Below are 14,362 nucleotides of genomic sequence, written 5' to 3'. Positions count from 1 at the left end.
GACCCGGGGGCTTTCCCCGTGTGTGAGGCTGTGCCCCATGTCCGTCGTGCGTGACCTGCGCGTCCTGCTCCGCTTCCGGAACTTCCGGCGCCTGCTCGCCGTACGGCTGCTCTCCCAGGGCGCCGACGGCGTCTACCAGGTTGCGCTCGCCACGTATGTCGTCTTCTCACCGGAGAAGCAGACGTCGGCCGCGGCGATCGCCTCGGCCATGGCCGTCCTGCTCCTGCCGTACTCGCTCGTCGGCCCGTTCGCCGGTGTCCTGCTGGACCGCTGGCGACGCCGCCAGGTCTTCCTGTACGGCAACCTTCTGCGCGCTCTCCTGGCCTGTGTGACGGCCGTCCTGATCCTGAGCGACGTGCCGGACTGGCTCTTCTACCTCTCCGCGCTCTGTGTCACCGCGGTCAACCGCTTCGTCCTGGCCGGGCTCTCGGCAGCGTTGCCACGCGTGGTGGACACCGACCGCCTGGTGATGGCCAACTCCCTCTCACCGACAGCCGGAACACTCGCCGCCACCGCGGGCGGCGGGATCGCCTTCGTCGTACGGCTGGTGGTGGCGGACTCCGACGCCGCGGTGGTCCTCGTCGGCGCGGCCCTGTACCTGTGTGCGGGCCTCGCCTCCCTGCGCATGGCACCGGAACTGCTCGGGCCCGAGCCGAACCTGGTGCGGCTACGGCTGCGAGCGGCGCTCACCGGCACCGTGCGGGACCTGGTGGCGGGCGTACGGCATCTCGTAGAGCCCCAGCGGCGGGAGGCGGCCTGGGCGCTGGCCTCCATGACGCTGATGCGGTTCTGCTACGGCGCCCTGACCGTCATGGTGCTGATGCTCTGCCGGTACGCCTGGTCGTCCACCTCCGACGAGGGACTGGCCCTGCTGGGCCTCGCTGTGGGGATCTCGGGCGCGGGTTTCTTCGCGGCGGCCGTGGTGACTCCGTGGGCGGCCGGGCAGCTGGGACCAGGCCTGTGGATCGTCACCTGTGCCGGTGCCGCCGCCGTCCTGGTGCCGGCTCTGGGGCTGCCGTTCGCCGAAGTCCCCATACTGATCGCGGCATTCGTCCTGGGCCTCGTCACCCAGGGCGCGAAGATCGCCACGGACACGCTTGTCCAGTCCTCGGTCGATGACGGTTTTCGTGGCCGGATCTTCTCGGTCTACGACGTGCTGTTCAACATCGCCTTCGTCGGCGCCGCCGGAGTGGCTGCCCTGATGCTCCCGCCTGACGGCCGCTCAGCCGCCCTGGTCATAACAATCGCCGCTGCCTACGCGGCGGTTGCTGCGGGTATGACCCGCTTTGAACGGCAGTAAGTGTCACATCAATGCCACAGAGCATTCCTGAAGTCTCAAGTTGTCAGTGGGCCCCGGTAGCTTACGCACGTCTTATTTCGCGCCATGCGCACGCATCCAAGGGGGACCCCCAAGTGACCACTCCGCCGCCCCAGGGCCAGAATCCGTACGCCACACAGCCCGTCCAGCCGGGGTTCCCTCAGCAGCCCTATCCGCCGCAGCCGGGCGCGCCGTTCCAGGGGGCTCCGGTCCCGCCGCCCGCACCGAAGAAGCGCGTCAGTAAGACGCTGCTGCGCATCGGCGCCTTCATCGTCGTCGCCATAGTCGTCGCAGTCGGCAAGTGGTACCTGGGCCAGAGTGACGCCGAGACCACCTCCGTCGGCAGCTGCATGCACAACGAGGGCTCGCAGTCCTCGCCGGACCTGAAGACGGTCGACTGCTCCTCCACTGACGCCCAGTACAAGGTCGTCGAGAAGTTCGACAACACCAGCGACGGCAACAAGTGCAAGTCGGTCAAGGAAGCCGAGATCTCGTACTACCAGGTGGGCAACAACCACAACGTGGTGCTCTGCCTGAAGTCCGTGTAAGGCCGACGCCGGAACGCTCAAGGGGCGATGTTTCACGTGAAACATCGCCCCTCGGTATGTGCGCGACCAGTTCTCCCCGGGGGTCATGTTTCACGTGAAACATGGCCCCGTTTCACGGCACGCCCCCGCTTCTCCCCGGGTTCAGCCCTGCCCGGCCCACCACTCCTTGAGCGCCGACACCGCCGCGTCGTGCCCCATTGGACCGTTCTCCAGTCGCAACTCCAGCATGAACTTGTAGGCCTGCCCGACGACCGGGCCGGGACCGACGCCCAGGATCTCCATGATCTGGTTGCCGTCGAGGTCCGGGCGGATGGCGTCCAGCTCTTCCTGCTCCTGGAGTTGAGCGATGCGCTCCTCCAAGCCGTCGTACGCCCGCGACAGGGCGTTCGCCTTGCGCTTGTTGCGAGTGGTGCAGTCGGAGCGGGTCAGCTGGTGGAGGCGACTCAGGAGCGGACCGGCGTCACGTACGTACCGGCGGACCGCCGAGTCCGTCCATTCCCCGGTCCCGTAGCCGTGGAAGCGCAGGTGGAGTTCGACCAGGCGCGAGACGTCCTTGATGAGGTCGTTGGAGTACTTGAGGGTGGTCATCCTCTTCTTGGTCATCTTGGCGCCCACCACCTCGTGGTGGTGGAAGGAGACCCGGCCGTCCTTCTCGAAGCGACGCGTCCTCGGCTTACCGATGTCATGCAGCAGCGCGGCGAGCCGGAGTGTGAGATCAGGACCGTTCTCCTCCAGCGCCATCGCCTGCTCCAACACGATCAGCGTGTGGTCGTAGACGTCCTTGTGCCGGTGGTGCTCGTCACGCTCCAGCCGCAGCGCCGGAAGCTCGGGCAGCACATGGCCCGCGAGTCCGCTCTCGACCAACAGCGCCAGACCCTTGCGCGGATACGCGGACAGGATCAGCTTGTTCAGCTCGTCCCGGACCCGCTCGGCGGAGACGATCTCGATCCGCCCGGCCATCCCGGTCATCGCCGCGACGACGTCGGGAGCCACCTCGAAGTCGAGCTGGGCGGCGAAACGCGCGGCCCGCATCATCCGCAGGGGATCGTCGGAGAAGGACTCCTCCGGAGTGCCGGGCGTGCGCAACACACGCTCCGCGAGGTCCTCCAGACCACCGTGCGGATCGATGAACTTCTTCTCGGGAAGGGCCACGGCCATCGCGTTCACCGTGAAGTCGCGCCGTACGAGGTCCTCCTCGATGGAGTCTCCGTAGGACACCTCCGGCTTGCGCGAGGTCCGGTCGTACGCCTCCGACCGATACGTGGTGATCTCGATCTGGAAGCGCTGAACAACGTCTCCGACGCGGGCGTCCTTCTGAATCCCCACCGTGCCGAAAGCGATACCGACCTCCCACACGGAGTCCGCCCACGGTCGCACAATCTTCAGTACGTCCTCGGGACGTGCTTCCGTCGTGAAGTCCAGGTCGTTGCCGAGCCGGCCGAGGAGCGCGTCCCGTACCGAGCCGCCGACAAGGGCGAGCGAGAACCCGGCCTCCTGGAAACGGTGGGCGAGATCGTCGGCGACAGGGGAGACCCGCAGGAGTTCACTCACCGCGCGGTGCTGCACCTGGCTCAGGGCACTGGGCTTGTCTTCGTTGGCGTTCGGCACAACAGAAAAGGGTACGTGCCCCCAGCCACCGGGAGCGCCTTCATGGAACGTCCACAGTCGTCCCCATGATCGCTCGCTTTAACGCTCCCTTTAATACGTACCCATACGGGACACGGCGGCCCGGTCCGCCGATCTTGTGAGGCAGACCGCGGCACTTCCCCTCGGCGCACATCGTTACCATGCGTGGACGCACATTCCGACGACCACTGACACGACGAGGGACGGGCGAGCGCGTGGCCGAGGCGGCAGACACCCAGGGCATGAGTGCCTCACCTGCCCGCCGGTGGCTCCGGCGTACCGGAGCACTGTTCGCCGGGGCTCCTCTGCTGGCCTGTCTGCTCCAGCTGCCCACCGCACCGGCGGCGCACTCCGCGGAGCAGTCCTCACCGGCCGAGGCCACCGGATCGAACACGGTCGACGTCTCCTTGGACTCGCTCGCTCCCAGCGTCCCCAGCGACGGCGACACCCTCACCGTCTCCGGCACGGTCAGGAACAACGGCAAGCAGCCGGTCACGAGCGCCCACGTAGGGCTCCGTGTCGGCGGGACGGTGTCCGGCCGTGCGGCGATCGACGACGCCGCCAAGCGCAGCGGCTTCAACCAGTACACGGACGGGACGGAGGTCGGAGGGAAGTACGTCGAGAAGTTCTCCCGGCTCGCGCCCGGCGTCGCCCAGTCCTTCAGCATCTCGGTGCCGGTCAAGAACCTGGACCTCGGGGACGACGGCGTCTACCAGCTCGGGATCTCCCTCTCGGGCAAGACCGCGTCCGCACCGTACGACCAGGTGCTCGGCATCGAGCGGACGTTCCTCCCCTGGCAGCCGGACACGGCGGACACCAAGACGAAGACGACCTACCTCTGGCCCCTGATCTCCACCTCCCACCTGACGGCGGAGACGGGCCCGGGCGAACAGCAGACACCCGTCTTCCAGAACGACGACCTGGCCAACGAGATCGCCCCGGGCGGCCGCCTGGGCCAGATGCTCAACCTGGGCAAGGAACTCAACATCACCTGGGTGATCGACCCGGATCTCCTGGCCTCCGTGGATGCGATGACGCGCAGCTACCGGGTCAAGAGCGGCACCGACACCGTCGCGGGCAGGAACCAGGCGATCGCCAAGCGGTGGCTCGGCGAGCTGGAGGAGGCCGTCCAGGGCGAGGAAGTCGTGGCCCTTCCCTTCGCCGACCCCGACCTCGCCTCGCTGGCACACAACGGCAAGAACGTCTCCGGCTCGCTGAGCCACCTCAAGGACGCCACCGACGTGGCCGCGGACACCGTCGAGACCGTGCTCCACGTGGAACCGGAGACGGACTTCTCCTGGCCCGTGAACGGCGCCGTCGACCCGTCGATCGTCAAGGTCGCCACCTCGGCGGGTGCCGACAAGGTGATCGCCCGCAGTGACAGCCTCCAGGACGGCGGCCTGACCTACACGCCGAACGCGGCCCGCCCCATCGGCGGCGGAACCACGGCGGTCGTCGCGGACGCACGACTGTCGACCGCGTTCCAGGGCGACATGACGAAGGCCGACAACGCGACCCGGGCCGTGCAGAGGTTCCTCGCGCAGAGCCTGATGACCAGCCTGCAGAACCCCGGCAAGCAGCGCAGCGTGGTGATCGCCCCGCAGCGCATGCCGTCCGCGAGCCAGGCCCAGACGATGGCTCAGGCCCTGACAGCCCTCCAGAACGGAAACTGGTCCCAGTCACAGGACCTGTCGGCGGCCGCGGACGCGAAGCCCGACCCGAATGCCAGCACGAAGGTCCCGGCGGCATCCGCGTACCCCAAGTCCCTGCGCAAGCAGCAGCTGCCGACCTCGGCCTTCGAGACGATCCTGGGCACGCAGACCGATCTCGACCGTTTCAAGATGATCCTCGCCGACAAGTCCCGTGTCGTCACGCCCTTCGGACGGGCCATGAACCGGGAGATGTCCACCTCCTGGCGCGGACGTGCCGGTGAGGCCGGCCCCTACCGCGACAGCGTGCGGTCGTACCTCGGCACCCTCACCGACCAGGTCAGGCTGATCGAGAAGTCGGAGACCAAGCTCTCGGGCCGCAGCGCCACGATCCCGGTGACGGTGCAGAACAACCTCGTGCAGGGCGTCGACAAGCTGGTGCTGCGCCTCACGTCGAAGCAGCCGAAGCGCCTGGAGATCGACGGCGAGGACCACGCGGAGCAGACCATCAAGGTCTCCGGCGGCCACAGCCAGTCAGTGAAGTTCAACACCAACGCCAACGCCAACGGCGTGGTCGCGGTGGAGGCGCAGCTCTACACGGAGGACGGCCAGAAGTATGGTCCCCCCGTGACGTTCGACGTGAACGTCACCGAGTTCACGCCCACGGTGATGCTGGTGATCGCCGGCGGAGTCCTGCTGCTCGTGCTCGCCGGCTTCCGGATGTACACGCAGCGCAAGCGCGCGGCGGCGCGGCAGGCCGAGGAAGAGGTTGCCGAGGAGGACGCCGCGGTCCAGGAGACCAGCGAGACCGAAGACGTCGACGCGGACGGACCGGAGGAGGAGTCCCGCGTGCGGTCAGGGGCCGACGGGCCGGAGCACCCGAGTGACCCGTCGGCGGACACCGCACAGGAAAGCGCCGACCCGTCCGGCACGGGTGAGAGAGTGGACCGTTGAGCGATGTCGTGGCCCGTGGGCCAGGGGACGATGAGGTGGGGTAAGGATGAACGCGCCGTACGACGGTGACCGCGGTCAGGGCGCGGCGGACTCGGGCTATCCCGAGCGCCCGCAGCCCGGGCCGGGCCATGTCCCGCCGCAGCCCCACACCGACATGTACCCGCAGGACGCCCAGGGGCCGGACGCCTACGGCCAGGACCCCTACCGGGCGCAGGACCTCTCCGCCCAGGACCCGGTCGCCGAGGCCTTCTACGACCGCGCCGCCCACCCTCCACCGCCCCCGGGCACGTACCAGCCGCAGCAGCCGCTCTACGCCCAGCCGCCCTCCTCCCCGTACGCTCCCGACCCGCGGGTGTGGGCACAGACCCCGCCGCCGGAGCCCGAGGGGCCCTCCCAGCATCTGCCGTACGGCGACGACCCCCGTACGACGCAGTTCGTGGGCGTGGACGACCTCGTCACGCGGGCCGGGGAGCAGCGGCACGAGCCGGACGCCTTCGCCCATCTCTTCCGAGACCAGCAGCAGGGCGGCGCACCCGCGCCCATGGATCAGCCGTCCGTACCGGGTCCTGCCCAGCCGCCGAGACCCGCCCAGGGAGCCGAACCTCAGCAGAGCACCCCCGCGCCCGCTCCCGCACCTGCGGCCAAGAAGGGCGGCCGTGCCTCGGGGCTGCTGAAGTCGAGCGCCGTGATGGCGGCCGGCACCATGGTGTCCCGCCTCACCGGGTTCATCCGCTCGGCGATGATCGTCTCCGCCCTGGGCCTGAACCTCCTGGGCGAGTCCTTCCAGGTGGCGTACCAGCTGCCGACGATGATCTACATCCTGACCGTCGGCGGCGGCCTGAACTCCGTCTTCGTGCCCCAGCTGGTGCGCTCCATGAAGGAGGACGACGACGGCGGCGAGGCCTACGCCAACCGGCTGCTGACCCTGGTCATGGTGGCCCTCGGCGTGCTCACCGCGGCCGCCATGTTCGCCGCGCCGCTCCTGGTCCGCGCCCTGTCGAACCCCCTCGCCACGAACCCCTCGGCCAACGAGGTCGCGGTCACCTTCACCCGCTACTTCCTGCCGTCGATCTTCTTCATGGGCATCCACGTGGTGATGGGGCAGATCCTCAACGCCCGCGGTCGGTTCGGCGCGATGATGTGGACCCCGGTCCTGAACAACATCGTCATCATCGTGACCCTCGGGGCGTTCCTCTGGGTCTACGGCAGCGCGGCCAACTCGCAGATGACCGTCGACAACATCCCCCCGGAGGGGGAGCGGCTCCTCGGCATCGGTGTCCTCCTCGGCCTCGTCGTCCAGGCCCTCGCGATGATCCCGTACCTGCGGGAGACAGGCTTCAAGCTGCGCCTGCGCTTCGACTGGAAGGGCCACGGCCTGGGCAAGGCCGCGATGCTCGCCAAGTGGACGATCCTGTTCGTCCTCGCCAACCAGGCGGGCGCCCTCGTCGTCACCCAGCTCGCCACCGCGTCGGTCACGGAATCGAAGATCGACGGCACCGGATTCAGCGCCTACGCCAACGCCCAGCTCATCTGGGGCCTGCCGCAGGCGATCATCACGGTCTCCCTGATGGCCGCCCTGCTGCCGCGGATCTCGCGCTCGGCCGCCGAGGACGACGCGGGTGCCGTCCGCGACGACATCTCCCAGGGCCTGCGGACGACGGCCGTCGCGATCGTGCCCATCGCCTTCGGGTTCGTCGCCCTCGGCATCCCGATGTGCACCCTGATCTTCGGCTCCTCCGGCACCAGCTCCGCCACGAACATGGGCTACATGCTGATGGCCTTCGGCCTCGGCCTGATCCCGTACTCCGTGCAGTACGTCGTGCTGCGAGCCTTCTACGCCTACGAGGACACCCGGACGCCCTTCTACAACACGGTCATCGTCGCGGCCGTCAACGCCTTGGCGTCCGGGGCCTGCTTCCTCGTGCTGCCGGCCCGCTGGGCCGTGGTGGGCATGGCCGCCGTGTACGGCCTGGCGTACTCGATCGGTGTCGGGGTGGCCTGGCGTCGGCTGAGCAAGCGGCTCGGCGGGGATCTGGACGGGTCCACGGTGCTGCGGACGTACGCGAGACTGGGCATCGCCTCGGTGCCCGCGGCCCTGCTCGGCGGCGCCGCCTGCTACGGCATCACCCGCGTCCTGGGGCAGGGCGTCGGTGGCTCTATGCTCGCGCTCGTCGGCGGCGGAATCGTTCTGCTCGGTGTCTTCTTCGTCGCGGCGCGGCGGATGCGCATCGAGGAGCTCAACTCAATGGTCGGCATGGTCCGCGGGCGCCTGGGGCGCTAAGGCGGGGGTAAGCGCACAACCATCGTCCGCCGCCGTGTGTCGCTCATAGCGGCGGACTGTGGGCACAATTGGCTTTGGCGTCGGACAACGCGCAACAGATGGGGAGGCAGGGACGACGGTGGCGGAACGGAGCACGGCTGCCGTCGACGTGGCAGACAACAGCGGCGACGAGCCGCTGACCGCACAGGCGGACCAGTCCACGGCCGACGGGGTGGCCCAGAACCGGGAGCGGGACACGGACAGCGCGGCGAGCGAAGAGGCACCAGGGAGCGGCGGCACGGAGGTCGGGAAGACCACACCGCCCGAACTGCACAGCGGCCACAAGCTCGCCAGACGCTACCGTCTCGAAGAATGCGTCACCCGTCTGGACGGTTTCAGCAGCTGGCGTGCGGTGGACGAGAAACTCCGCCGCGCCGTCGGCGTACACATCCTGCCTGCCGACCACACACGGGCCCGCTCCGTGCTGGCAGCGGCACGCTCGTCCGCCCTGCTGGGTGACCCTCGCTTCGTGCAGGTCCTGGACGCGGTCGAGGAGAACGACCTCGTGTACGTGGTGCACGAGTGGCTGCCGGACGCGACGGAGCTGACGACGCTTCTCGCGTCCGGCCCGCTGGAGCCGCACGACGCGTACCAGATGGTGACGCAGGTCTCCCACGCCATGGCCGCCGCACACCGCGAGGGCCTCTCCCATCTGCGGCTCAACCCCAGCGCCGTGCAGCGCTCCGGGTCCGGTCAGTGGCGCATCCGCGGACTCGCGGTGAACGCCGCACTCCGCGGGATCAGCTCCGACACCCCGCAGCGCACGGACACGGAGGCGATCGGCGCCCTGCTCTACACCGCGCTCACCCAGCGCTGGCCGTACGAGGAGGACGCCTACGGCCTCTCCGGGCTGCCGAAGGATGTCGGACTCATCGCTCCCGACCAGGTACGGGCCGGCGTCCACCGCGGCCTGTCGGAGCTCGCGATGCGCGCTCTCGTCAACGACGGCGCGACCGCCTCCCGCCACGAGTCCGCCTGCACCACGCCGGAGGAGCTGGTCAAGGCAATCGGCGAGATGCCCCGCATTCGCCCGCCGGAGCCCACCTTCACCGCTCCGCCCGCGTACCAGCGCACGAGCTACCAGCAGGGGACGTACGGCCGTCAGACGCCCCACCCGGGCGCCACGCAGCCGATCGCGGCGCCGCCGCCCCCGCTGCAGAGCCGTACCGGCAAGGCCCTCAAGTGGGCCGTGTCGGCCCTTCTCATCGCGGCCCTGGGCCTGGGCAGCTGGCAACTCGCCGACGCCCTGATGGAGCAGGGCGGCAAGTCGTCCGACGACACGAACACGAACCAGCCGTCGGACGGGAACGACAAGAGCCAGGCGAAGCCGACCAGCCAGCCGATCGCCATCAGCGGTGCCCAGGACTTCGACCCGTTCGGCGACGGGTCCGAGAAGCCCTCAGACATAGACAAGACCTACGACAACAGCACCAAAACGTACTGGCAGACGGACTTCTACAAGGGTGCCGACTTCGGAAACCTGAAGCCGGGTCTCGGCATCATCCTCGATCTCGGCAAGACCCAGAAGGTCGGGACCGTGACGGTCACTTTCGTAGGGAACACGTCCGTCGAACTCCGTGCCGCCTCCGGTACAGCGAGCTCGCAGCCCACGTCGTTCGATGCCTATCCGAAGGTCGCCGCAGGCTCAGGCACGACCGTGAAACTCAAGCCCGACAAGTCCGTCAAGACCCGCTATCTCCTGGTCTGGCTGACCAAACTTCCCCTGACCGACGACGGTACCTACCGTGGCCGCGTGGCGGACATCAAAGTGACCAGCTGAGGCCGAGGGGAGGGGGCCGGATGGCAGACGGCGCTGGATATGGCGAGGCGAGCGATCAGGATCTCCTCGCCCGCCATGTCGAGGGCGAGCCGGAGGCCTTCGGAGAGCTGGTGCGGCGGCACCGCGACCGGCTGTGGGCGGTGGCGCTGCGCACGCTGGGGGACCGTGAGGAGGCGGCCGACGCGGTCCAGGACGCGCTCGTCTCCGCCTACCGGGCGGCCCACACCTTCCGCGGCCAGTCGGCCGTGACGACCTGGCTGCACCGCATCACGGTGAACGCCTGTCTCGACCGCGCTCGCAAGGCCGCCTCGCGGAAGACCTCTCCCGTCGACGACACGGAGCGGCTGGAACAGCTCTTGGAGCCGCACGAGTCGGCATCCGCTCCGGCGGAGCGCAACGACCTGCACCGTCAGCTCCTGGAGGCTCTGGGAACCCTGCCCGCCGACCAGCGCGCCGCTCTGGTCCTGGTGGACATGCAGGGCTACCCCGTGGCAGAGGCCGCCAGGATCCTCGACGTCCCCACGGGCACCGTGAAGAGCCGTTGTGCCCGGGGCAGAGCCAGACTCCTTCCCTTGCTCACCCACCTCCGTGCGGACGGCAGCGGCGAGGGCGGCAAGAAGCCGGCGGGCAGAAGGAACCGGACGCAGGGGACATCCGTCCCACCCGCAGCAGGACCACAAGATGCAGGGCCAAGCGATTCAGCTGCTGTGAAGGGCGGAGGTGGGCGAGCGTGACATCCACGACCGATACGGCCGAGCACCCGGAGGTCACGGAGCTCTCCGATCTCACCGAAGGTCTGCTCCCTCCTTCTCGTAGTGCGGACGTACGACAGCACCTGGACGAGTGCGTGCTGTGCGCCGACGTGTATGCCTCGCTGGAGGAGATCCGCGGCCTGCTCGGCACGCTGCCGGGGCCACCACGCATGCCTGCCGAGATCGCCGGCCGCATCGACGCCGCCCTGGCCGCCGAAGCACTGCTGAATTCCACGACCCCCACCCCCCAGGCCACGACGGCTCAGGGACCGGCCGATGCGTCGCATTCGGAGCTCGACGAGAACAGCGGCGTCCATGTTTCACGTGAAACATCGCCCCGCGCAGACCGACCCGCAGACCGCCCGACGGGCCACTCGCGCGCGGCCACGGGCCCTGGCCGACCGGGTCGCAAGCGCAGCGTTCGGCGGAGGTCCGTCGTCCTGGGCACGGTCTTCACGGTTGCCGCCCTTGGCCTCGGCACGCTGCTCGCCCAGTCGATGGGGGGCTCCGACTCCGGAGGCAACCCCGCAGCAGGGCAGAGCGAGGACACCTCCGTGAGCACTTTCGCCGGGGACACGGTGAAGCACCAGGTGGAGGGTCTCCTCGCCGAGAACCACAGCGAGCGGAAGAGCTCCCAAGGGCAGGACGACTTCGGCACCAGCACCAATCCACCAGGGGCCAAGACCGATGGGCCGAACATCAAGGTCGCGGTCGACGTGCCCGACTGCATCACTGACGGCATCGGTCGCAGCGAGAACCCGCTGGCAGCCAAGCAGGGCCAGTACAAGGGCGTGACCGCGTATCTCGTGGTCCTGCCCGACACCTCCCACACCGACCGCGTCACGGCATACGTCGTCGACGCCGCCTGTGCGGGGAAGGCTCCGGCTCCCCCTGGTGACGTCCTGCTGAAGCACTCGTATCCGCGCCCCTCCGGATCGGCCTCCACCGGTCGCTGAGCGGACCGTGTCCGGACCCCTGGCACCCTTGGCATCCCTGCGCGGTGCTACGACTCCGTGTGCCCGGACACACCGGGAATGCGCGCCCCGTAGGATCCGTTGGGTGGGGTGAGAGTAGTGAGAGAAGCTCCCACCGGCAGCAGAACGCAGCAGTCTCCAGAGACGAGGAATCAAGCCGTGAGCGACGTCCGAAACGTGATCATCATCGGGTCCGGGCCCGCCGGCTATACGGCGGCGCTCTACACCGCGCGCGCGTCGCTGAAGCCGCTGGTGTTCGAGGGCGCCGTCACCGCGGGTGGCGCGCTCATGAACACCACCGACGTGGAGAACTTCCCCGGCTTCCAGGACGGCATCATGGGCCCCGAGCTCATGGACAACATGCGTGCCCAGGCCGAGCGCTTCGGTGCCGAGCTCGTTCCCGATGACGTGGTTGCTGTCGACCTCAGCGGTGAGATCAAGACCGTCACCGACACGGCGGGCACCGTGCACCGTGCCAAGGCGGTTATCGTCACCACCGGCTCCCAGCACCGCAAGCTCGGACTGCCCAACGAGGACGCTCTCTCTGGTCGTGGAGTCTCCTGGTGCGCCACCTGCGACGGGTTCTTCTTCAAGGACCAGGACATCGCCGTGATCGGTGGCGGTGACACCGCCATGGAGGAGGCCACCTTCCTCTCCCGGTTCGCCAAGTCCGTGACGGTCGTGCACCGTCGGGACACCCTGCGAGCCTCCAAGGCCATGCAGGAGCGCGCCTTCGGCGACCCGAAGATCAAGTTCGTCTGGGACAGTGAGGTCGCCGAGATCAAGGGCGACCAGAAGCTGGCCGGCCTGACGCTGCGCAATCTGAAGACGGGCGAGACGTCCGAACTGCCGGTGACGGGCCTGTTCATCGCGATCGGCCACGACCCGCGCACCGAACTCTTCAAGGGTCAGCTCGACCTGGACGAGGAGGGCTACCTGAAGGTCGAAGCCCCCTCCACTCGGACGAACCTGACCGGTGTCTTTGGTGCCGGTGACGTCGTCGACCACACCTACCGCCAGGCGATCACGGCAGCCGGCACCGGCTGCTCCGCCGCCCTCGACGCCGAGCGCTTCCTCGCCGCTCTCGCGGATGACGAGCAGGCCGCCGAGCCCGAGAAGACCGCTGTCTGACCCTCATCCGCCCCACCGCACCAACCATTTAAGGAGCCCCGCCGTGGCCGGCACCCTGAAGAACGTGACCGACGACTCTTTTGAGCAGGACGTCCTCAAGAGCGACAAGCCCGTCCTGGTGGACTTCTGGGCCGCCTGGTGCGGTCCGTGCCGCCAGATCGCGCCGTCCCTCGAGGCGATCGCCGCCGAGTACGGCGACAAGATCGAGATCGTCAAGCTCAACATCGACGAAAACCCGGGTACGGCCGCCAAGTACGGCGTGATGTCCATCCCGACCCTGAACGTGTACCAGGGTGGCGAGGTCGCCAAGACCATCGTCGGTGCCAAGCCGAAGGCCGCGATCGTGCGCGACCTTGAGGACTTCATCGCTGACTGACCCGAGTTGTCGGCACCGTCGTTTCACGACAGCGACGATGTTTCACGTGAAACACGAATGGGCCAGCCCTTGAGGGCTGGCCCATTCGTATGAGGTGGGCGCGCACAGAGGCCAACGGAGAGGCTCAACGGCGACTAGAGCGGCCGTAGCGCGGGCTCCTTCTGGACGGCGCCGAGCAAGCGGTCCAACGCCAGCTCGACATCCTCCTTCCAGGAGAGCGTTGTCCGTAGCTCCAACCGAAGGCGGGGGTACGTCGGATGGGGTCGGACCGTCTTGAAGCCCACCGCCGTCAAATGCTCGGCAGGCAGCACACACGCCGGCGCCTGCCACCGCGCGTCCCCGAAGGCCTCAATGGCCTTGAAGCCCCTGCGCAGTAGATCCTTGGCCACCGTCTGGACCATCACACGGCCCAGGCCCTGTCCCTGATAGCCCGGCATGATGAAGGCGGTCATCAGTTGGACGGCGTCGGGAGCCACCGGGCTCGTGGGAAACGCCGTCGAGCGGGGGACATAGGCAGGCGGCGCATACAACACGAAACCGACCGGCACCTCGTCCACGTAGACGACCCGGCCACAGGATCCCCAGTCCAGCAGAACAGCGGAGATCCATGCCTCTTTCTCCAGTGCCGGGGTGCCCGCCTTTACCGCGGCCTCACCGCTGACTGGGTCCAACTCCCAGAAGACACACGAACGACAGCGCTTGGGAAGGTCCTTAAGGTTGTCCAGGGTGAGCGGTACGAGCCGACGCCCCATGAAGGATGTTCCTCGCTTCCTTCGCCCGCTGCGTCGCGGGCGGCTGTCAGGACGCTCCGCTCCCTCAGCAGGCTGCCGACGAAGCCGCCAACCGCCCCCAGGCCGAGGCCGGCCGTCACCAGCCCGGAACGGCTCATGGTCCGCATGACCCCCGCCTCCCCCATCAAGGTGCCGCCAGGTGG

Annotated in this window: 11 protein-coding genes; 9 read left to right on the top strand and 2 right to left on the bottom strand. The window is 68.5% G+C overall.

Going from position 1 to position 14,362, the window contains the following annotated elements; genetic code table 11:
* Positions 1–37: 37 nt before the first annotated feature.
* A complete protein-coding gene (locus AB0959_RS10915) occupies positions 38–1,300 on the top strand; it encodes an MFS transporter (protein WP_366826027.1) in 1,263 nt (420 codons plus the stop codon).
* Between the two features lie 113 nt (positions 1,301–1,413).
* The gene (locus tag AB0959_RS10910; RefSeq protein ID WP_366826026.1) at positions 1,414–1,866 is read left to right on the top strand and encodes a hypothetical protein; all 453 of its coding nucleotides are present in this window, start codon (positions 1,414–1,416) and stop codon (positions 1,864–1,866) included.
* A gap of 141 nt (positions 1,867–2,007) precedes the next feature.
* Here the strand turns inward: AB0959_RS10910 and AB0959_RS10905 are convergent, their stop codons facing one another.
* Positions 2,008–3,474 (bottom strand): CCA tRNA nucleotidyltransferase, encoded by a 1,467-nt coding sequence (locus tag AB0959_RS10905; RefSeq protein ID WP_366826025.1) that lies wholly within the window; start codon positions 3,472–3,474, stop codon positions 2,008–2,010.
* Between the two features lie 233 nt (positions 3,475–3,707).
* On the opposite strand from AB0959_RS10905, the gene AB0959_RS10900 reads away from it, so the two are divergent.
* The 7 genes from AB0959_RS10900 (at position 3,708) to trxA (ending at position 13,428) form a co-directional block, all read left to right on the top strand.
* On the top strand, positions 3,708–6,095 hold the full coding sequence (locus AB0959_RS10900; protein ID WP_366826024.1) for a DUF6049 family protein: 2,388 nt from the start codon (positions 3,708–3,710) through the stop codon (positions 6,093–6,095).
* Between the two features lie 46 nt (positions 6,096–6,141).
* The gene (gene murJ / locus AB0959_RS10895) at positions 6,142–8,376 is read left to right on the top strand and encodes a murein biosynthesis integral membrane protein MurJ (protein WP_366826023.1); all 2,235 of its coding nucleotides are present in this window, start codon (positions 6,142–6,144) and stop codon (positions 8,374–8,376) included.
* A 118-nt stretch (positions 8,377–8,494) separates the two neighbouring features.
* Positions 8,495–10,195 (top strand): protein kinase family protein, encoded by a 1,701-nt coding sequence (locus tag AB0959_RS10890; protein WP_366826022.1) that lies wholly within the window; start codon positions 8,495–8,497, stop codon positions 10,193–10,195.
* Positions 10,196–10,215: 20 nt separating this feature from the next.
* Positions 10,216–10,929 carry an RNA polymerase sigma factor SigM gene (gene sigM / locus AB0959_RS10885; protein ID WP_366826021.1) on the top strand — a complete coding sequence of 238 codons (714 nt, stop codon included), beginning with the start codon at positions 10,216–10,218 and terminating at the stop codon, positions 10,927–10,929.
* The gene (locus AB0959_RS10880) at positions 10,926–11,903 is read left to right on the top strand and encodes a hypothetical protein (protein WP_366826020.1); all 978 of its coding nucleotides are present in this window, start codon (positions 10,926–10,928) and stop codon (positions 11,901–11,903) included. Before sigM ends, AB0959_RS10880 begins: the two co-directional genes overlap by 4 nt.
* A gap of 177 nt (positions 11,904–12,080) precedes the next feature.
* Positions 12,081–13,052: a thioredoxin-disulfide reductase gene (trxB, locus tag AB0959_RS10875; protein ID WP_366826019.1), complete on the top strand. Its 972-nt coding sequence runs from the start codon at positions 12,081–12,083 to the stop codon at positions 13,050–13,052.
* A gap of 43 nt (positions 13,053–13,095) precedes the next feature.
* Positions 13,096–13,428 (top strand): thioredoxin, encoded by a 333-nt coding sequence (trxA, locus tag AB0959_RS10870; protein ID WP_366826018.1) that lies wholly within the window; start codon positions 13,096–13,098, stop codon positions 13,426–13,428.
* A 134-nt stretch (positions 13,429–13,562) separates the two neighbouring features.
* Here the strand turns inward: trxA and AB0959_RS10865 are convergent, their stop codons facing one another.
* Positions 13,563–14,180 carry a GNAT family N-acetyltransferase gene (locus AB0959_RS10865; protein ID WP_366826017.1) on the bottom strand — a complete coding sequence of 206 codons (618 nt, stop codon included), beginning with the start codon at positions 14,178–14,180 and terminating at the stop codon, positions 13,563–13,565.
* Positions 14,181–14,362 lie beyond the last annotated feature (182 nt).

The sequence above is a fragment of the Streptomyces sp. NPDC046862 genome (assembly GCF_040704615.1).
Classification (GTDB): domain Bacteria; phylum Actinomycetota; class Actinomycetes; order Streptomycetales; family Streptomycetaceae; genus Streptomyces.
Note: the sequence above shows the minus strand (reverse complement) of the source record. Positions and strands in the feature narration are given on the sequence as shown.

What these genes read in the sequence shown, in the direction of transcription:
- AB0959_RS10915 (WP_366826027.1), top strand. Translation starts at nt 38, where the DNA reads ATGTCCGTCGTGCGTGACCTGCGCGTCCTGCTCCGCTTCCGGAACTTC.
- murJ (WP_366826023.1), top strand. Translation starts at nt 6,142, where the DNA reads ATGAACGCGCCGTACGACGGTGACCGCGGTCAGGGCGCGGCGGACTCG.
- sigM (WP_366826021.1), top strand. Translation starts at nt 10,216, where the DNA reads ATGGCAGACGGCGCTGGATATGGCGAGGCGAGCGATCAGGATCTCCTC.
- AB0959_RS10865 (WP_366826017.1), bottom strand. Translation starts at nt 14,180, where the DNA reads ATGGGGCGTCGGCTCGTACCGCTCACCCTGGACAACCTTAAGGACCTT.